This window comes from Methyloglobulus sp. (genome assembly GCF_046714055.1).
Classification (GTDB): domain Bacteria; phylum Pseudomonadota; class Gammaproteobacteria; order Methylococcales; family Methylomonadaceae; genus Methyloglobulus.
This window is the reverse complement of record NZ_JBKKBJ010000209.1, coordinates 1-19,816: the sequence shown is the minus strand read 5'-3', so window position 1 is coordinate 19,816 and position 19,816 is coordinate 1. Positions and strand designations below refer to the sequence as shown.

The following is a 19,816-nucleotide window of genomic DNA, read 5'->3' as shown; positions in this document are numbered from 1 at the left end:
AAAACTGTCACCGGAATTAGCATGTCACAGCAAGATATATTGCGCCGCTTTCTATTTGAAGATCTGGGCGTTCGCGGACTATGGGTTAGGTTATCAAGCAGTTGGCAAACCACAAAACAGCATCAGCACTGTCCAAATAACGTGCAGTTCCAACTAGGCCAGGCTTTATCCGCCGTCGTCTTGTTATCTGCGACCATTAAATTTAATGGTTCCATGATCCTACAAGCGCAGGGAGACGGCCCACTCAGGACACTGGTGGCACAGGTCACGCATGACCGGAAAATCAGGGGCTTGGTCAGAAACAGCGATACTGTCAGCGCCGGTTCCTTACAGGAAATGTTCGGGGAAGGGCGCTTGGTATTGACAGTGTCGTCAGAAAACGCCCAACCTTATCAAGGTATCGTCCCCCTACAGGGCAACAATTTGGCAGCGGTGCTGGAAGCTTACTTTATCCAATCCGAACAACTCAACACTCGTTTGTGGTTGTTTGCCAACGAAACCCTAGCTTCGGGCTTACTGCTACAAGTGCTGCCCTCCCAACTTAACGATAAGGCCGATTGGGAACGCATTGAGATGTTGGCAAGTACGGTTACTGAGCAAGAACTGCTGGAATTGGACTGCGAAGGATTATTGTACCGCCTTTTTAATGAGGAAAAAGTCCGCTTGTTTGATGGTGAACCCGTTGAATTCGACTGTTCCTGCTCACGCCCAAAGATTGAGAATGCGTTGCGGATGTTAGGTCGGCAAGAACTGGAAAGTGCGCTGCATGAACGCGGACAAATTGAAGTAAACTGCGAGTTTTGTAATAAATACTACCGATTCGACAGGATCGATGTTGAGCAATTTTTGCGTGGGGACAAAAACTTCCCCGTCGATACACAAATAAGCCATTAATACCGGATAACGAGCAATTATAGGGTGTCCTGTCAACTATTTATCACTCATCAAGTAAGCCCATGAAAACAAAAACTATTCGAATGATTTGCCTGATTGTATTGGTAGGCACATTAACCGGTTGCGCCTACTGGTGGCGTGCCTATCAAACCTATTTGCAAATGGGGGAATTTGATAAGTATTTTTCTGTTGTAGCGGCTGATGACTTTACCTTGCAATTCAAGGAGCCGATTATGTTAAGCGAAGATTTTGTTTCGTTAGCCAGACTTAGGCCTACTGAAGAAAAACCAGCTCCAGAGGGGAAACACTGGCGCTATTGGTTCCGCAAGGTTGACGGCTACAAAAAAGTGGTCTCGCCAGAAGTCAAGTTTCATTCCGATCTAGATTTTAACAAGAAAGATAAATTAGTTTCCTGGTCATTCTCATCCCTGTTTTTAGATATAGCGCCACCCAAGTTTTTGGAGGCATCGCTACGCTCATTGGGTGGCGCAGAAATCAATAAGGATAAAATGCAGCTACGCGGCAATACCGATGCGATTGAAAAAATTTCCGCCGACCTGCCCAAAAAACCGACTATTGTCGCCAGGCTTGGCCAACCTTTTGAAGTAAAAAAAGAAAAAGAGCAAGTGATTTATATTTACCGGTTTTTATTGGACACCAAAGCTATCGACAAAGGCTATGAAGACCGCGCTTTAAGTGAAGTTAAACTGAGCTTCGACAATAAAACTCAGGAACTCGTCCGTATGGCTGGCCGCTTTGCTGGATTGAAGATTTCCATTAATTACAAAAAATTTCAGGACAAATCCGCCGACGAATCTTGATAGCCGAAAAAAATACCGTAAGTTAACGCCACCAGATTAACATCAGGATTGTGCTCACGATAATGGTATCGGGCGATGTTATTGGCATCTGGCAAGCCCGCCAATTGGTAAAAAAACTAGTTGATTTAATTGCTTTGAACCACCAAATGCCAATAGGATCTAGCAAGCTTAAATTTCATCGATCCCGTCTATGCCTTCTATTGACCAGTTTGCAAAATCGAGCGCCCCTTCCAGGTTATCACCGTTATCATAGGCGATTCGACACGCGTATTTTTTGGTAGTGGTATTTGAAGGGCTGGTAAGATTGAGTTCAGCATTCACTACATATTCATAGTTTCCAAGGCTCCATGAGTTGAGTGGTTTTTCTGGGAAAGTTACGGAGACATCAGTCCCGAGTTCGGACTTTATATAGTTGTTACAATGCATGAAAGCAAGATCGGTCATGGAATTTGAGAGAGGTAACTGACTGCCTTGATCTTTGCTGTCGATAAGAAATGCGTCAGATTTAGCAACATAATAGACCAGCGGCAGCACTACTTTCTGGGTAATTAAAACTAGAATTACGAGGCTAATAATCAAAAATAACAGTGAATATTTCTTCATAAGGGAGGGGTTGATCCAGGTTGGGTTGAATGCTTAGTTGTTCGCGGCAGTGTATCAGAAATCTAACTTTTTCAAAGCGTTTAGACAAAGACAGTTGCCTGAGTTAAATTTAAATCTAAAAATTAGTGTAATTGAGGATAATTTTGACTTGACACGTCCAGTCGAACTGGTAGACTAAGAGCTCACTAAAAGGATTGAGTGCATCATTTAGCTTGCTAAGTGTCAGGTATTGGTGATGAGAGAATGGAGTATAACAATTGACTCCCGGTTCCTAAGGGGCTGGGGATTTGATAATTTTTAGGAGGTAGAAATGGCAGCTACAACTGAATCAGTAAAAGCTGATGCTGCGGAAGCACCGTTGTTAAACAAAAGAAACCTGTTTCTCGGTGTTGCGTTGTATTGCGTATTTTACGCATGGGTTCGTTGGTACGAAGGTGTCTATGGCTGGTCAGCCGGTATGGACTCATTCGCACCCGAATTTGAAACATATTGGATGAACTTTCTATACATTGAGTTCGTTTTAGAAGTAAGCACTGCAAGTATTTTGTGGGGTTACCTCTGGAAATCTCGTGACCGTAAAGTTATGTCAATCACACCAAGAGAAGAGTTGAGAAGACACTTTACTCACTGGACATGGTTGGTATGCTACGGTACAGCGATCTATTTCGGCGCTAGCTACTTCACAGAGCAAGACGGCACATGGCATCAAACAATCGTTCGCGATACAGACTTTACACCAAGTCATGTTATCGAGTTCTATTTGAGCTACCCAATCTACATTATTACGGGTGGTGCTGCTTTCATGTATGCAAAAACCAGATTGCCAACCTATCAACAAGGCAACTCTATTATGTATATGGTTGCTACAGTTGGTCCGTTCATGATTCTGCCAAACGTTGGTTTGAATGAGTGGGGTCATACTTTCTGGTTTATGGAAGAACTGTTTGTTGCTCCTTTACACTACGGCTTCGTATTCTTCGGATGGTCAGCTTTGGGTGTATTGGGTGTATTGAACATTGAAGTTGCAGCACTTGCCAAGTTGCTGAAAAAAGACTTAGCGTAAAAGCAAAAGTCGTTGGTTGTAATTACTATCTCCTCTGCTGCTTCGTTCTTTGCTAGGGCGAAGCAGCCGGAGAATAGATAGTAAATAAAAATAATTTAAATCCTTTAGGAGGTAAGCTAATGAGCGCATCTCAATCAGCTGTACGTTCACGCGCAGAGGCCGTAAAAGTTTCGCGTACGTTCGATTGGCTAATTATGTTCACATTGTTTTTTGTTATTTTAGGCGGTTATCACGTTCACTTCATGTTGGTTGCAGGTGACTGGGATTTCTGGTCTGATTGGAAAGACAGACGTCTGTGGGTAACTGTATTACCTATCATGGGTATTACTTTCCCAGCGGCGGTTCAAGCTGTTCTGTGGTGGCGTTATCGCATCGCATTCGGTGCGACTCTTTCTGTGTTGGGTCTTCTCTTTGGTGAGTGGGTAAACAGGTACTTCAATTTCTGGGGCTGGACATATTTCCCCATAAATTTCGTATTCCCATCACAATTGATACCAGGCGCTATCATATTAGATGTTGTACTGTTGGTTTCTGGCAGTATGCAGTTAACAGCGGTAGTCGGTGGTTTGGGTTTTGGATTGTTGTTCTATCCAGGCAACTGGCCAGTTATAGCTCCATTGCACTTACCTGTTGAATACAACGGTATGATGATGACCTTGGCTGACTTGTCAGGTTACCACTATGTAAGAACTGGTATGCCTGAATACATCCGTATGGTTGAAAAAGGCACATTGAGAACTTTCGGTAAAGACGTTGCTCCAGTATCCGCGTTCTTCTCTGGTTTCGTGTGTATCATCGTTTATTTCGTGTGGCATTTCTTCGGTAAATGGTTTGGACAGACCACTTTCTCAAAAGGTTCTTAAGAAGAATTGTTATCCGAAAAATAATAAAAAAGCTTGTTACGACAAACCAATTGCGTTTGTTGTGGCTAGGTACTCAAGAAACTGAAGATTCTCTATTATAGAGGAGGATATATGAAATTAATAAAAGACAGGATAGTGAAATTATCCTTTGTCGCATTGCTGATTACTGTTACGGCAGCGATGTTTTATACACCAACTGCGTCTGCACATGGTGAGAAGTCACAGGCTGCGTTCATGCGTATGCGTACTATTCACTGGTATGACCTTAACTGGTCTAAAGATATTGTGCCTGTCAATGACACAATGACTGTAACCGGTAAATTCCACGTTTTCGCTGGCTGGCCAGAAACTGTTGCCAAACCAGAAGTGTCATTCTTGAACATTGGTATTCCAGGCCCAGTATTTATCCGTGCTGGATCTTGGATCGGTGGTCAATTGACACCACGTTCTGTGACTCTGGAACTGGGCGAAACATACGAGTTTAAAGTGTTGTTGAAAGCTCGTCGTCCTGGTGACTGGCACGTTCATTCTATGATGAACGTACAAGACGGTGGCCCAATCATTGGGCCAGGAAAATGGGTGACCGTTACTGGTTCTATGAGTCAATTCACAAACCCAATCACCACTTTGACAGGTCAAACCATCGATCTTGAAACTTGGAATATAGGCAATATCTACTTCTGGCATGCTTTCTGGTACATATTTGGTATTGCTTACATTGCATATTGGGCGAAAAGTCCAGTTTTTGTACCACGTTTGATCGCATGTGAAGCAGGCAAAGCAGACTCACTGATCTCAGCTACTGACAAAAAAGTTGGTATGGGATTTGGCGTGGCTACTTTGTTGATTGTTGCTGCCACTATGTCAAGCACAAATGCGGAGTATCCTATCACAACCCCGCTGCAAGCTGGTTTGTTACGTGGTATGAAACCTATTGAAATGCCAGCAAGAACCGTTGCTGTTAAAGTAGATAGCGCTACATATCGTGTACCTGGTCGTGCTATGCAAATGACACTGACTGTCACCAACAACGGTGATTCATCGGTACGTTTGGGTGAGTTCATGACAGCTAGTGTCCGTTTCTTGGATCCAGCCGTACATGAAGATGACACAGGTTACCCAGATGACTTGTTGGCTGAAGAAGGTTTGACTGTTAGCGATAACAGCCCGCTTGCTCCAGGCCAAACAAGAACTATCGAAGTGACTGCTTCTGACGCAGCATGGGAAGTATACCGTTTAGCTGACTTGATCTATGACCCAGATAGCCGCTTCGCTGGCTTACTGTTCTTCACTGATGAAGCTGGCAACCGTCAAATGGTTACTATCGATGCTCCATTAATCCCATCATTTATCTAATAAATAGTAAGTGACAGGTTAATCCTGTTATTTATCGGGGTTGAAACCCCCATCATCTCAAGATGATGGGGGTTTTTTATTTAATGAAAGTTTATAACTTTTATTCACAAATCCCCAGTCCAACGATTTAACCAAGTGAGTAGAATATCTAAATCTAAATGGGTTATGATGAATCCATAGTGGCTACAATACAATAATTTCAATTTTGACAATGTATTGAATAGATATCTCAGTTGATAACGAATAACTACCATTATAATGGAATAGAGTAAAGTTGCGAGGAAGCAGGACTTGAAGAAAACCTCAGAAAACAGCCTTTAGCTGCGTATATACAGTCCCTGATTTTTAATAGCTAGAGAAGCATCACGAATAGTTTCGGTAAAGCTTGGGTGTGAATGGATTGTCCTCGCAAGATCTTCACTGCTAGCTGAAAATTCCATGGCGAGAACGGCTTCTGTAATCAATTCGGAAGCATGGGCACCTATTATATGGACACCGAGTATGGTATCGTTTTTAGCGCAAGCAATAACCTTGACCAAGCCATTTGTTTTATTCGCAGATTTGGCTTTAGGATTTATGTTTAGCGGAAATATTCCAATTTTAATAGCATTGCCTAACGCTTTTAAAGCTTGTTCTGTTTGACCAACCCATGCAATCTCAGGTTCAGTATGGATAACATTTGGAATAGTATTGTAGTTAATTGGTGAGCTTTGGATGCCCGCGATTTGTTCAGCAACAAAACTGCCTTCAGCCATGCCTTTGTGGGCAAGCATTGGGCCAAGCATAGTCAAATCACCTATTGCATAGACATCAGGTAAATTTGTGCGGCAATTATCATTAACGTGAACATAGCTGTTTTCATCTAGCAATAAGTCTGCTTCTGGTGCGGCCAGATTTTCTGAATTTGGTTTTCGACCAGAGGCAACGATAAGCTTATCGACTCGAATAGCATGCGTTCCATCGGAATCCTGATATTCGACAAGGACTTTTTTATGGATAACTTTTGCTGATATAACGCGTGTCCCTAAGCGTAATTCCATACCCTGTTCTGTGAAAATTTTATAAGCCTCTCGTGATATTTGATGGTCTGATAAGCCAAGAAATGTTTCTTGCGCGTCAAATAAAACAGTTTCGACACCTAGCCTGTTCCAAATTCCAGCCAATTCGAGTCCAATCACACCCGTGCCAAGTATGGCTAAACGTTTCGGTATTTCCTTAATGTTTAAAGCAGCCGAAGAATCAAGGATATATTCATTGTCGATGGGAGCGCAGGGTATAGAAATAGGGGTGGACTCAGTGGCTAAAATGATATGTTTAGCAATAATTTTTTTATTTGATGCGTGAATTACAGAAGCTATCTCTACAATTTTTGAGTCCAATAATTTTGCTTTAGCGTTAATGAAATCTATTCTGTAATTAACAAATTGTTTTGCAATATTTTGGTTTATTTGAACAAGGATATTGTTCTTACGTTGTATCATCTGATGTAAATTAAGCGATATATTTTCAACATAAATGCCGTGTAAATTAATGTCGTGTATTAAAGCATCATAAAGTATTGCAGATTGTAATAATGCTACCACCTCTAAACATCCGGCATTGGTGAAAATACCGGGCATTAACTTTTTGCTTTGACTGTGTTGTAAATTATCAACGCACAAAGTTTTTAAACCTAGCTGGGCGCACCTGATCGCACAGGCACAGCCAGAAGGGCCAGAGCCTATAATGATGGCATCGTATTTCTCTTTAATTTTTAACATGTGCTTAGATATTTAGAAGCAAATAGGTGGGTGCTTCAAGGCATTCTTTTATAGTAACTAAAAATTGTACGGCATCGCGGCCATCAACAAGCCGGTGATCATATGATAACGCTAAGTACATGATTGGCCTGACAACGATTTGTCCGTTTTCTACAACAGGACGGTCTTTAATGGCATGCATACCTAAAATTGCACACTGGGGCGGATTGAGTATCGGAGTGGACAACATGGAGCCAAAAATTCCACCGTTAGTGATTGTAAAAGTCCCTCCTTTCAAATCATCATAGCTCAAAGCGCCTGAGTGGCCCTTTTCTCCAAAATCAACAATGCCTTTTTCGATGCCAGCAAAATCGAGTTGATCGGCATCACGTAGTACAGGTACGATCAGGCCGCGAGGTGTGCTGATGGCTATGCCAATATCGTAATAACCATGATAGATGATGTCAGTGTTATCAATCGAGGCATTGATGGCGGGAAAGCGTTTTAAAGCCTCTATTGATGCTTTGACAAAAAAAGACATAAAACCCAGTTTAGTATTATGTTTTTTTTCAAACCTGGCTTTGTATTGGTTACGAAGTTCAATGATGTTCTGCATATCGACTTCATTGAATGTCGTCAACATCGCCGCGTTTTGTTGTGCCTGTAGCAGACGTTCGGCAATTTTAGCCCTTAACCGGGTCATGGGGACGCGTTGTTCAGGTCGATGACCCGTAGAAATTGTCCTGTCTGGTTCAATAACGGCCATAGGTTTCTGTTTAACTTCAGATGTCGTGGTTACGTCTGATTCTTTTTTTTCTGCAGTTTGCTTTTTATCAAGATGATCTAAAACATCCATTTTAGTGAGGCGGCCATCTTTGCCAGTACCCTTGATTATAGAGGGATCGAGTATTTTTTCATGAATGAGCCGACGTACGGAAGGGCTTAATGGGATTGCCATGTCTTTTTTGTTGGTGGGTAATGTTTTCTCAGTTTTATTGGCTTCTTGGCTTGCCTGTTGTTCTATTGTCGCTAAGAGTTCCCCGGCAGTGACAATAGCGCCATTTTCTTTGAGAATGGCTGAAAGCAGGCCAGATTCAGGTGCAGGTACCTCCAGCACAACTTTATCCGTTTCCAAGTCAACAAGGTTTTCATTTTTCTGGATACTATCTCCAGGTTGTTTATGCCACACAACCACGGTTGCGTCAGAAACAGATTCCGGTAAGTTGGGGACTATGACTTCAATGCTCATGTTATTTTCCTGAAGGGTTACCGTATAAGGCAGATTGTACGACAGCTTTTTGTTGTTCTATGTGGACATGAAAATTTCCGACAGCGGGAGATGCTGATGCTTCACGTCCTGCATAGGTCACATTGATATGGGATTCCAAATTGTCTGAGAAATGGTGTTTAGACTGATACCAAGCGCCTTGATTTTGTGGTTCTTCTTGACACCAGACGAAATCTTTCAGATTGGTATATTTTGCAACTTCTGCCTTAAAAAGTTCTACCGGAAAGGGATATAGCTGTTCGATACGGGCGATAGCTGTATTTTTTAGATTATCTTGCCGACGTGTTTCGATTAGATCATAGTAAACCTTACCGGCACAAAATACCAACTGTGTGACTAATTTAGGGTCAATATTATCCTGTTCTCCGATAACTGTGAGAAATTCCCCGTGCGTCAGATCCTCAAGCGTTGAGACAGCCAGTTTATGCCTTAATAAACTTTTTGGGCTCATGACAATAAGCGGTTTTCTGTATATGCGTATGAGTTGACGCCGTAATAGATGAAAAATTTGCGCGGGCGTTGTTGGAGAGCACACCTGAATGTTATGTTCGGCGCAGAGCTGTAAATAACGCTCCAACCGGGCTGAAGAATGCTCAGGCCCTTGACCTTCAAAGCCGTGCGGCAACAGCAGCACGAGGCCGCATAAGCGTCCCCACTTGGTTTCACCAGAACTGATGAACTGGTCAATAGCGACCTGGGCGCCATTGGCAAAATCACCAAATTGGGCTTCCCAGATAACCAGGGTGTTAGGCATGGTAGTGCTATAACCATATTCGAAACCTAATACGCCGGCTTCAGAAAGTAAGGAGTCGTATATTTGTGTGCGTCCCTGATCTTTGTCAAGATGTTTAAGGGGAGTGTAGGTCTTATTATTGATTTGGTTATGCAGTACAGCATGGCGGTGAAAAAAGGTGCCCCGTCCGACATCCTGTCCGGTCAGTCGGACATGAAATTTTTCCATCAACAAAGTGGCATAAGCCATATTTTCAGCAAAACCCCAGTCCAAAGGCATTCCCCCGGCTGCCATCTTGCGGCGGTTATCCATGACCTTAGCAACCCGGGGATGCAGCTCAAAGCCCGTCGGTAAACGCAGCATCCTGTCGTTACAATAACGCAAGTGGTCAATGGAAACCGATGTGCGGACGGAAATATCCCAATTCTGGTTCAGAAATTGGTTCCATTGTGCGCTGTATGAATAAATGTTGCTGTCCAAGACAGGTCTTGACACGATAACTCCGGCATCGAGCTGTTTCTGGTAAGCTGATTCCATAGCAGTTGACTGCTCTTGGGTGATGGTGTTTTCCTTGATGAGTTTTTCGGCATAAATTCTGCGGACGTTTTTGTGAATGCGGATTTTTTTGTACATTAGCGGCTGGGTGGTGGCCGGTTCGTCTGCCTCATTGTGGCCTAAACGGCGGTAACAAATCAGGTCTATCACGACATCTTTGTTAAAAGTCATCCTAAAATCAAGCGCCAGCTTAGTGACAAAAACGACCGCTTCAGGATCGTCCCCATTGACGTGAAAAACTGGCGCCTGAATCATACTTGCAACGTCTGTGCTATACAGGGTTGACCGCGCATCAAGGGGGTTGCTGGTGGTAAATCCGATTTGATTGTTAATAACAATATGGACAGTGCCGCCCGTATTAAAAGCGCGGGTTTGGGACATATTTAATGTTTCCATGACGATGCCTTGCCCAGAAAATGCGGCATCTCCGTGAATAAGCACGGGGATCACAATGTTTTTGCCGTCTTTTCCGGCGCGATCCTGGCGGGCTTTTACCGAACCCTCAACAACCGGATTGATGATTTCTAAATGGGATGGATTAAATGCCAAAGTTAAATGCACAGCCCCTCCGGGTGTTTCTACATCAGAGGAGAATCCCATGTGGTATTTCACGTCTCCTGAATTGACACCGGGCGAGGGTGATGATGTCCCTGAAAATTCGTTGAACAAGCTGGAAGGGCTTTTACCTAATATATTGGTCAAGACATTAAGGCGGCCGCGATGCGCCATGCCAATGACTATTTCCTTTACCCCCTTGGCGCCGGAATTCTGGATTAATTCGTCTAAAATCGGGATCAATGATTCCCCCCCCTCAAGAGAGAAACGTTTCTGGCCCACAAATTTATTCTGTAGATAATGCTCGATGCCTTCCGCAGCGGTTAGCAGTTGCAATAGCCACAGTTTTTTTTCGGATTCAATTTTTAAATCCGCCGTGTAGCTTTCGATTCGCGTGATCACCCAACGTCTAATTTGGGTATCAACGATGTGCATATACTCAGAGCCGATACTGCCGCAGTAGATATCTTTGAGGCGGTTGATAATATCCCGTAAAGGCAGGCGATCGACCCCATAGAGTGCGCCCGTGTCAAACAAAGTGTCCATATCCAGCTCGGACAGGCCGTAATATGCAGGATCCATGTCGGTGAGATCTGGAGTATCAATATCGCCACCAAGTGGGTTGTTGTTGGCAATCTGATGTCCACGAACGCGGTAATGGTTAATCAACCTGGCTACGGCTGATTGTTTTTGTACGCTTTCTTCAGTAAAGCCTTGGATCTGTGCAATTCTGCTTTGGGGTTTTGATGCCAGTTGTCCAAAACGCTCTACAATAGGGCTATGGGGAATTTCATAAGCGACGCCGTTATGGATTTCACGGAATTGTTGCCGCCAGCCTGGCTCAACCGAATCTGGGTCTTCCAGAAACCGTTCATAAAGGTTTTCAACAAAAGTAGCGTTACCACCATATAGGGAGGAAGAGTCTTGAAAAAATTTAAGTAGTGTATTCATTTAGAGGGATATCCACATTATTCTGCAAAGGTTACGTTCAAGGAGAACGTCAAAAAACAAAAAACGTCCTGTTATATTCTTAACACTCAAAAGCCCACGTTATCAGGCCAATATAACCTTCAGGAGATATGCTTTGCTATGAGCATAGCAAACTTCCGCTTATCTACAACTCTGGTAAGGGTTAATTTTAATCAGCGTTTCTATGGTCATAATCATACTTGTATATTAACAAGGTATAACACTTTATTCGACAAAATCTATGCTATAGTTGGCATTAAAGCGTAATCGTATTGGGTCACCTGAATAGGGTTAATTCATTTATGTCAGAAAAGAAAAATATTGTCATCAAAGTTAAATACCCGACACCTGGAAACATTACAGGGAAGCCTGTTTCGGCTCCAGGCGTTATAACGGAATGGAATTTTAAGCGGATAGGTTTAGCGCTAGGCAGTGTCCTTTTGATACTCATGACGTTATTTTATTTTACTGATAGCGACGACCAAAAGAGTGATACCAGCACACAATTGGCATTGCCCGAACAACCTGCTGAAATTAAATCCCAGCCTGATAAGGTTGTCAATATTCCAGAAAAACCAGAGTTGGATATTAATAAAGTAGTCGCCAGGTCACAATTGACCAGTGAAATCGAAAAAAACGAACCGGTTGATAGCCTAAAGCTACCTTTAAAAATCGGCAAAAAAGAAACCTTATGGATTTATTATTTTGTTGAATTAAAAGGTATGGAAGGTAAAACTGTTTACCACGAATGGTGGTTAAATGGCAATCTCGTTTCGAGAAAAAAAGTTAATATATCCGCTAACCCTTGGCGCACTGCAAGCAAGCAACTAATTACCTACACAACAAATAATGATTGGGTAGTCAGGCTGGTGGATGAATCAAGAAATAAGCTAAATGAGAAAAGCTTTAACCTGAAATTGAAATGAGCTTAAGTTTTTGAACAAAAAATAAGGTAATCCTTGTCAGTAATAAATAATTATTACAATATAAGCCAAAATGGTAAAATGACTTTATTTAACTGGGAATAGTAATAATGACTGATTATCAAAATCTTTCTGAAATTGAGTTACGGGCCGTTATCGAACGGGCGGAAAACGCGTTAAAAAGCAAGCAAGCCAATAAACGAAAAGAGGTCATTGCCAAAATTAAAGAATTGGCGGCGTCTATCGAAGTGAATGTAGAAATTCATGAAGAGGGAAAGAAACCCACACGTACTGTTTCTAAAGTCCCCATCAAATACCGCCACCCCAAAGATACTGAAAAAACCTGGACAGGGCGTGGAATGACGCCTAAATGGCTGCAAGCCTTACTCGATAAAGGCCATGACCGCTCTGAATTCAAAGTGTAGCTTTAGCTACAAATAATAGCGTTATTTATAGTAATAACTGGCAGGGTTTTAAATTTGCCAGATTACTTGCCAGTTACTAATATGTACCAGCCTAATTCACGCCCTATATTAAGGTATACATCAGCCTGGCTTAGTCAATATAACGCCTGATTAAATTGCCATACTCATCAATCCTTCGGTCACGAAGATAAGGCCAAATTTGCCTAACACGCTCGGATCGGGCTTTATCTATGGTGCATGTCAAAAGTGCGGATTCAGAATCATTGGCACTGGTTAGTATCTCTCCTTGAGGCCCTGCAATAAAACTATTTCCCCAGAAGTAAATGCCTGCATCTGAATCCGGCGCTTTCTCAAAGCCGATGCGGTTACAGGCAATGACCGGAACACCGTTGGCAATCGCATGAGAACGCTGGATAGTGATCCAGGCATTTAACTGACGTTGGTGTTCGTCATCGGTATCCTCTGGATTCCAGCCTATGGCGGTAGGATAAATCAGCATTTCAGCGCCCGCTAAGGCCATAAGCCGCGCCCCTTCAGGAAACCACTGGTCCCAGCAGATCAATACGCCAAGTTTGCCGATGGAAGTCTCAATCGGCTTAAAACCGATGTCGCCCGGAGTGAAATAGTATTTCTCGTAAAATCCTGGGTCGTCCGGGATGTGCATCTTGCGATATTTTCCGGCTAGGCTGCCATCCTTATCAAAGACCACCGCCGTGTTATGGTAAAGCCCTGCTGACCGTTTTTCGAACAGCGTCGAAACAATCACAACCCCCAGTTTTTTTGCCAATCCCGATAGTATCTCGGTGGTAGGGCCTGGAATCGGTTGGGCGAGATCAAAGTGACGGTAATCCTCATTCTGGCAAAAATAAGGATCGAGATGCAATTCAGGCAATACCACCAGATCGGCATTGTTGGCGGCAGCCTCATGAATTTTTGCGACAGAAAAATCAAAATTTGTCTGCCTGTCTTGATTACAAGGCTGTTGAACAGCACTGACAGTGAGAGTTGTTTTCATGATTGGAAAGTTATGGAATTTAATTGGCTTATTCTAGCGATTTAAAAACCGACATGACAGGGAATTCAGAGTTTCTTGTTTGAAATAGCAACGTAAAGGAATAAATAATCATGGAACCAGTTTACTTTTCCTGCCACGTAACTGAGTAATTTTACAACCATCAATTTAGTCACCATTGATTATTGGTGGGAACTGAGCTTCGTGGTATCCACCAAGCTGTGAGATATATTTACCTTGGTAACCAATTGCCGTAAATAGAAACCGAATAACTATCTCCCGAACAACCATGGCGTGCTTCCATAGTTCTTTGCTACTACCGTCCTTGTCATAGTGGCCTCGATGCACGATTGAGTCTCTCGCATTTTTGGCTGCTTTGATCTGTTTCGGAGTAATTCCATCAAGGGGAACTGACCATCGTTCAGCTAAAATATTGAGTTTTTGTATAATTGATCGGCGGTTTAAATCAGCAAGACGTTCGTTAATATCCGACAAAATATCTTCATTTTTCGTCTCATCTCTTGACCATTTTTTAATGCATTGTTTAAGCACCTTACGCAACGTTCGTCTGTATTTTTCGAATTCTTTCTTGTCTGGCAATATCAACATGTCACTTTCGCCAAGATTAGAGGCAATGAGATTTTCAAGTACCGTCATGGTATTAACCAAACGAACCTCGGCATAAGTAGTACCCATGGCGAACCAATCGATGGCGATAAAAAGATTTTGCACCACAAATGGAGGATCGAAGAAAGAGGTAACAGCTACTTTGAAAATGGGTTGCTGATTGACATACCCGAAAACGGGGAAAGATGCGGATGATGCTTGTCTAATCGGCGAAGAAACCACGACTTCTAATTTATCACCCATGTAAAATTCAATAACCGGCGCTGGAAGTATCAATCCTGAAGCAAAAGACATCACCAGCCGAACATGATCAAGCAATTTGTTAGCTTCATCATGCCAGACAGATAGATCGAAATTCTCGTTGTCGGATTCCACTATGATGAAACCTGTGATAGCGTCAGGAATATCATCCGGTGGAAATTCTAACATTGAGATCGTTCCAAGGCGACACTGCCACTTTAAGGGATGGGCACTCCTAAAACTTTTCAACAACATACGTAGCCACGGCTTCGGTTTTGGCTCAACTAATTTGCGATGAAACTTTGCTCTCGAACAATGGCCGCCGCTGAAACTCATATGGTAACTTAAACCACTGAAACCAGAACTTGAAAAATAGAGACTTTCGGTTGTTATTTCGGTACCGTCTTCGGCTTTTCCAATCAAAGAAAAGTAGCTGAGGCTTGATCCCTTATGGCGCCAGTGCTCCTCAATGAAGCTGGTTTCTTTCGTTATGGCAATTTCATCGAAATCAAATTCAACTTCCCCTGAAGGGTTAATGCGAGCGCGAAAAGTTACAGGAGCGACGCAACCATTTGCTTGAAGAGAGCCCGAGAATGACTTGAATTCAGATAAACCGCGATTTTGCATTATGGCTCCTGAAAACTGTAGCAAGATAGGATTGGTTGAGGTACAGAGTCCATCTTAAATTATTCTCCAGCATCAAGATCAAACTTTCCAACAAAATCCAAAACTAATGCTTAAACGAAGGCTTAAATTTGGCAGGTTATGTGCCGTTTCACCGATTAGCGTCAAGTTTCGTGTTACCGAATGTGCAGATCATGTTTGATAAATCTCATCATGACTGCCAACATTAACCAGAATAATTTCCTTTTCGGTGATGATCATTTCCAGGGTTAGCCGGTAGCCGATATTGATCGATACCGAATGCAAAGCGGCCAGCTTGCCTTTTAGTGGATGTAACCGTAACGATGTGTGGTGTGGGTTTTGTGCCAATAATAACAGGGTTTTCTGGTACTGCTCCTTTAGCTCAGGATGCTGCCGTGCAAAGCGTTTGGCGCGTTTTTTATAGCTGTCGGTAAATATTAGGGTGTAGCTCATTTGGCGAATAGCTCCGCCACATGTTGGTCGATACTCTCCGTGCTAAACCGTCCGGCGGCTATGTCTTGTTGGGACTCATACAGTGCGGCTTCCAGTTCCATTTCGCGCAGGTAGTGATAATGCTCGATTTTCATGACTACAAAACATTCTTTTCCGCGCACAGTTATGACCGCTTCCGGCTTATCGGCGAGGCTTTCTTCTAAACACGCAACACCTTTGGTTTTTAAATCGTTGGCTGTAATCATTTTATTCACCTTATAAATCGCACGATAAACTATATGATGAAACGAGTTATCAGTCAAACAAATGGCTTTAGTGTGCTTTACTCTAAACATTCTGAAAAATTTTAGCCTCGTTTTGAGTAGTTGGATGAATAGACTTGGATATCTAATTAAAAAACGAAGCCTATCGATTATCTTTAGTTTGTTTAGCTGAAAGGTTTTAGGGATAATGGCACTAATTTGACTTTATATAAGCAGGCGTGGAGCATGACAGGACAGATCAGCAGCGGCATTGAACTGATGTTTGCCGGTATGGGTATAGTGTTTGTCTTCCTTACCATGTTAGTCGTTGCAATCAACATGATGTCCGCGTTGGTACAACGCTATTTTCCTGATCCATCGCTTAAAATTCGCAGTGTGCCCAGCGGTATTGATAAGAGTACAGTTGCCGCAATTACAGCAGCAGTGCATCAGTATCGAAATAAACATCATTGACCGTTTAATTGCTTGGCTATTGCCTAACCATTTGGACATAAACCTACATTCAAATGACCGGGCGGTAATATAAGCTGCAGGTTTAAGAGATAACAACAAGAATGGCTACAAAAAACAAAAAAAAGCCCTTGGCTATCACTGAGGTCGTCCTACGTGACGCACATCAATCAATACTTGCAACTCGGTTGCGTATTGAGGATATGTTGCCCATTTGCGGCAAGCTGGATGAAATCGGGTACTGGTCGATGGAATCTTGGGGCGGCGCTACTTTTGATGCGTGTATCAGGTATCTGGGTGAAGATCCCTGGGAGCGGTTGCGATTGCTTAAAAAGGCAATGCCCAAAACACGTCAGCAGATGTTGCTGCGCGGCCAAAACCTGTTAGGTTACCGCCACTATGCCGATGATGTCGTTGATAAATTTGTCGAACGTTGCGCCATTAATGGCATTGATGTGTTTCGCATCTTTGATGCCATGAATGACATGCGTAACATCGAACGTGCCATAAAAGCGGTGTTGAATACCGATGCCCACGCCCAAGGGACGATTTCCTATACCACCAGTCCGGTCCACACGATGGATGTGTGGGTCGATCTGGGCAAGCAGATTGAAGATATGGGCGCACACTCCATCTGCATCAAGGATATGGCGGGGTTACTTAGACCTTATGATGCGTTTGAGCTGGTGAGCCGCCTGAAAAAAAGCACTGCTATCCCTATCCACATGCAGTGCCATGCGACCACGGGTTTGAGCGTTCCCAGCATCATCAAAGCAGCCGAGGCGGGTATAGACAATGTAGATACCGCTATTTCGTCGTTGAGCATGACCTATGGACATAGCCCCACCGAGACGATAGTCGCCAGTTTTGAAGGCACTGACCGAGATACCGGACTGGATTTGGTCAAGCTGGAAGAAATTGCCGCTTATTTTAGGGAAGTCCGCAAAAAATATGCACAGTTTGAAGGTAGCCTGAAAGGGGTTGATGGTCGTATTCTGGTCGCGCAAGTGCCGGGCGGCATGTTGACCAATATGGAAAGCCAGTTAAGGGAGCAGGGCGCATCTGACAAGTTTGATGAGGTTATAAAGGAAATTCCACGCGTACGCGAAGATTTGGGTTTTATTCCCTTGGTGACACCTACTTCACAAATCGTAGGCACCCAAGCCGTTATCAACGTCATGAATGGCGAGCGTTATAAAACCATAACCAAGGAAACCGCAGGTGTATTGAAGGGGGAATACGGCGCGACCCCTGCACCAGTCAATAAACAATTGCAAGCGCGGGTGTTGAATGGCGCGACTGCGATTACCTGCCGTCCAGCCGATTTACTTGAATCGGAAATGAATAAATTAATTGCCGACGTGCTGGAAAAAGCCGAGAAAGAAGGCATAAGGCTTGCTGAAAGCGTTGAAGAAGATGCCTTGATTAATGGCATGTTCAATCAAGTGGGTTGGAAATTTCTTGTTAATCGCGGTAATCCGGCTGCTTTTGAAGCGGTGCCTGACCCCGAAGTGTTTGCCGCATATACGTCAAGATCAGTAGTCTCGGCTAAAAAAGCGGATTCGGCTATTGAAACCTACTCTGTTAACGTCGATGGACGGAACTTCAAGGTAGCTGTAGGCCCAGGTGGGGCAGCGTTAACCATCAAGCCTGAAGTCAGCGCCGCGTATGCGACACCGGCATCCAGCAGTGGTGAAGTGGTGGTCGCACCGATGGCGGGAACAATTTTAAAAATCCTTGTTGAAGTAGGCGCAAGTGTTGCCAAAGGTGAGGTTGTTGTCATCATGGAAGCCATGAAAATGGAAACCGAAATACGCACAAAAGTTGCCGGTATTGTCAGTGCTGTCAACGTAAAAGAGGGCGGTACGGTTGCCAGCGGCGACGTGCTGGTTTCTTTATAGGCAAATTCAAAAGCCCCCTTCTCCTTTTGGGAGGTGGCAGTGGCTCCCGGCCACTTGCCACACTTCCCCCGTCCATGGGGGTCGAAGGCTGGGATGAGGGGATTTTAAGGATTATCGCCAGTCATAACGCATTCTACTTTAAAGACACAAATGGAAAATCTACTTTCACTGTGGCATAGCACCGGGCTTTATAATTTTACCGGCGGTCAGGCGTTTATGATGCTGGTGGGTTTTGTGCTGCTGTTTCTTGCCATCAGCAAAGGCTTTGAACCCTTGCTGTTATTGCCGATCGGTTTTGGGGCAATCCTCAGCAATATTCCCGTAGCAGGTATCGCCGAAGAAGGCGGTCTTTTGTCTTACCTGTACTTCGGCATTAAAACAGGTATTTTTCCATTGCTTATCTTTATGGGGGTGGGTGCCATGACCGATTTTGGCCCCATGATTGCCAACCCTAAAACCCTACTGTTAGGGGCGGCAGCGCAGTTTGGTATCTTTGCTTCATTGTTAGGTGCGCTAGCGCTCAATATCATTCCGGGCTTGGAATTCAGCTTAAAAGATGCTGCAGCTATCGGCATTATCGGCGGCGCGGATGGGCCAACGGCGATATATGTCGCATCAAAATTAGCCCCGGATTTATTGGGAGCTATCGCAGTGGCGGCCTATTCCTACATGGCCCTGGTGCCGCTAATCCAACCGCCGATCATGCGCGCCTTGACGACGGAAGACGAACGTAAGATTGAAATGCAGCAACTGCGTGATGTCAGCAAAGCCGAAAAAATCGTTTTCCCTTTGCTGTTGCTCGTTCTTTCCATATTGCTATTGCCGTCTGCCACGCCGTTGATCGGCATGTTTGCATTGGGTAACTTAATGAACGTGTGCGGCGTGGTTGAACGCTTAAGCCATACCGCACAAAACGAACTCATCAACATTGTCACCATCTTTTTGGGCTTATCGGTCGGGTCAAAGCTCAGCGCCGAGGCGTTTTTACAAGTCAAAACCTTGGGAATATTGGCGTTGGGGGCTTGTGCCTTCGCAATTGGCACCGCAGCTGGTGTCATCATGGCGAAAATCATGAACCGATTCAGCAGTACACTGATTAATCCACTGATCGGTGCAGCGGGTGTGTCAGCCGTGCCGATGGCGGCACGGGTTGCCAATAAGTTGGGTTTGGAGAGTAATCCCCATAACTTTTTACTCATGCACGCCATGGGGCCTAATGTAGCAGGGGTGATCGGTTCTGCGGTGGCGGCTGGGGTTTTGTTGAGTCTGGTTAAGTAGTAATTAACTCATGTTACGCACTTGAACGTTTGTAGCTCGTCAAAAGCTAAGCGAACAGCTTTCATGTACAATTTAGCCCGCAGGGCAAAATGGTCGGGTTTATGCCGGACTGACAGGCATTCCAGGCGGAAGGCGGCATAGGTCGAAAGCAAGACACGGT

18 protein-coding genes are annotated in these 19,816 nt (G+C 43.9%); 10 read left to right on the top strand and 8 right to left on the bottom strand.

What is annotated here, in order from left to right:
* Positions 1-21 precede the first annotated feature (21 nt).
* Both hslO and ACLQ6D_RS12660 read left to right on the top strand, forming a co-directional pair.
* Positions 22-894, top strand: coding sequence for an Hsp33 family molecular chaperone HslO (gene hslO, locus ACLQ6D_RS12665; RefSeq protein WP_411727665.1), 873 nt, complete (start codon positions 22-24; stop codon positions 892-894).
* A 62-nt stretch (positions 895-956) separates the two neighbouring features.
* The gene (locus tag ACLQ6D_RS12660) at positions 957-1,715 is read left to right on the top strand and encodes a hypothetical protein (protein ID WP_411727663.1); all 759 of its coding nucleotides are present in this window, start codon (positions 957-959) and stop codon (positions 1,713-1,715) included.
* Between the two features lie 168 nt (positions 1,716-1,883).
* Here ACLQ6D_RS12660 and ACLQ6D_RS12655 read toward each other — a convergent pair whose 3' ends face one another.
* Positions 1,884-2,318: a hypothetical protein gene (locus ACLQ6D_RS12655; protein ID WP_411727662.1), complete on the bottom strand. Its 435-nt coding sequence runs from the start codon at positions 2,316-2,318 to the stop codon at positions 1,884-1,886.
* Between the two features lie 310 nt (positions 2,319-2,628).
* Here ACLQ6D_RS12655 and amoC point away from each other — a divergent pair, with 310 nt between their 5' ends.
* The 3 genes from amoC to amoB all read left to right on the top strand — a co-directional run bounded on the left by amoC (position 2,629) and on the right by amoB (position 5,600).
* Positions 2,629-3,381, top strand: coding sequence for a bacterial ammonia monooxygenase, subunit AmoC (amoC, locus tag ACLQ6D_RS12650; RefSeq protein ID WP_411727661.1), 753 nt, complete (start codon positions 2,629-2,631; stop codon positions 3,379-3,381).
* Positions 3,382-3,500: 119 nt separating this feature from the next.
* Positions 3,501-4,244, top strand: a complete 744-nt coding sequence (gene amoA, locus ACLQ6D_RS12645) for a bacterial ammonia monooxygenase, subunit AmoA (RefSeq protein WP_411727660.1) — start codon at positions 3,501-3,503, stop codon at positions 4,242-4,244.
* 111 nt (positions 4,245-4,355) lie between these two features.
* Positions 4,356-5,600, top strand: coding sequence for a bacterial ammonia monooxygenase, subunit AmoB (gene amoB, locus ACLQ6D_RS12640; RefSeq protein WP_411727659.1), 1,245 nt, complete (start codon positions 4,356-4,358; stop codon positions 5,598-5,600).
* 317 nt (positions 5,601-5,917) lie between these two features.
* Here the strand turns inward: amoB and lpdA are convergent, their stop codons facing one another.
* The 3 genes from lpdA to ACLQ6D_RS12625 are packed head-to-tail and all read right to left on the bottom strand — an operon-like array spanning position 5,918 to position 11,421.
* Positions 5,918-7,360, bottom strand: a complete 1,443-nt coding sequence (gene lpdA, locus ACLQ6D_RS12635) for a dihydrolipoyl dehydrogenase (protein ID WP_411727657.1) — start codon at positions 7,358-7,360, stop codon at positions 5,918-5,920.
* Between the two features lie 4 nt (positions 7,361-7,364).
* Positions 7,365-8,588, bottom strand: a complete 1,224-nt coding sequence (gene odhB / locus ACLQ6D_RS12630) for a 2-oxoglutarate dehydrogenase complex dihydrolipoyllysine-residue succinyltransferase (protein ID WP_411727656.1) — start codon at positions 8,586-8,588, stop codon at positions 7,365-7,367.
* Between the two features lies 1 nt (position 8,589).
* Positions 8,590-11,421 (bottom strand): 2-oxoglutarate dehydrogenase E1 component, encoded by a 2,832-nt coding sequence (locus ACLQ6D_RS12625; protein ID WP_411727655.1) that lies wholly within the window; start codon positions 11,419-11,421, stop codon positions 8,590-8,592.
* A gap of 320 nt (positions 11,422-11,741) precedes the next feature.
* Between ACLQ6D_RS12625 and ACLQ6D_RS12620 the strand changes: the two genes are divergently transcribed.
* On the top strand, positions 11,742-12,365 hold the full coding sequence (locus ACLQ6D_RS12620) for a DUF2914 domain-containing protein (RefSeq protein WP_411727653.1): 624 nt from the start codon (positions 11,742-11,744) through the stop codon (positions 12,363-12,365).
* A gap of 107 nt (positions 12,366-12,472) precedes the next feature.
* On the top strand, positions 12,473-12,787 hold the full coding sequence (locus tag ACLQ6D_RS12615; protein WP_411727652.1) for an H-NS family nucleoid-associated regulatory protein: 315 nt from the start codon (positions 12,473-12,475) through the stop codon (positions 12,785-12,787).
* A 130-nt stretch (positions 12,788-12,917) separates the two neighbouring features.
* Here the strand turns inward: ACLQ6D_RS12615 and ACLQ6D_RS12610 are convergent, their stop codons facing one another.
* From ACLQ6D_RS12610 to ACLQ6D_RS12595, 4 genes are all read right to left on the bottom strand, one after another.
* The gene (locus tag ACLQ6D_RS12610) at positions 12,918-13,802 is read right to left on the bottom strand and encodes a carbon-nitrogen hydrolase (protein WP_411727651.1); all 885 of its coding nucleotides are present in this window, start codon (positions 13,800-13,802) and stop codon (positions 12,918-12,920) included.
* Between the two features lie 165 nt (positions 13,803-13,967).
* Positions 13,968-15,293: a hypothetical protein gene (locus ACLQ6D_RS12605; RefSeq protein WP_411727650.1), complete on the bottom strand. Its 1,326-nt coding sequence runs from the start codon at positions 15,291-15,293 to the stop codon at positions 13,968-13,970.
* Between the two features lie 189 nt (positions 15,294-15,482).
* On the bottom strand, positions 15,483-15,764 hold the full coding sequence (locus ACLQ6D_RS12600) for a type II toxin-antitoxin system YafQ family toxin (protein WP_411727648.1): 282 nt from the start codon (positions 15,762-15,764) through the stop codon (positions 15,483-15,485).
* Positions 15,761-16,009: a type II toxin-antitoxin system Phd/YefM family antitoxin gene (locus tag ACLQ6D_RS12595; protein ID WP_411727646.1), complete on the bottom strand. Its 249-nt coding sequence runs from the start codon at positions 16,007-16,009 to the stop codon at positions 15,761-15,763. The genes ACLQ6D_RS12600 and ACLQ6D_RS12595 overlap by 4 nt, the downstream gene beginning before the upstream one ends.
* Positions 16,010-16,252: 243 nt before the next feature.
* Here ACLQ6D_RS12595 and ACLQ6D_RS12590 point away from each other — a divergent pair, with 243 nt between their 5' ends.
* From ACLQ6D_RS12590 to ACLQ6D_RS12580, 3 genes are all read left to right on the top strand, one after another.
* Complete coding sequence (locus tag ACLQ6D_RS12590) at positions 16,253-16,480, top strand: OadG family protein (protein ID WP_411727645.1); 228 nt, start codon at positions 16,253-16,255, stop codon at positions 16,478-16,480.
* Positions 16,481-16,581: 101 nt separating this feature from the next.
* Positions 16,582-18,378, top strand: coding sequence for a sodium-extruding oxaloacetate decarboxylase subunit alpha (gene oadA, locus ACLQ6D_RS12585; protein WP_411727644.1), 1,797 nt, complete (start codon positions 16,582-16,584; stop codon positions 18,376-18,378).
* Between the two features lie 150 nt (positions 18,379-18,528).
* Positions 18,529-19,656: a sodium ion-translocating decarboxylase subunit beta gene (locus ACLQ6D_RS12580; protein WP_411727642.1), complete on the top strand. Its 1,128-nt coding sequence runs from the start codon at positions 18,529-18,531 to the stop codon at positions 19,654-19,656.
* Positions 19,657-19,816 lie beyond the last annotated feature (160 nt).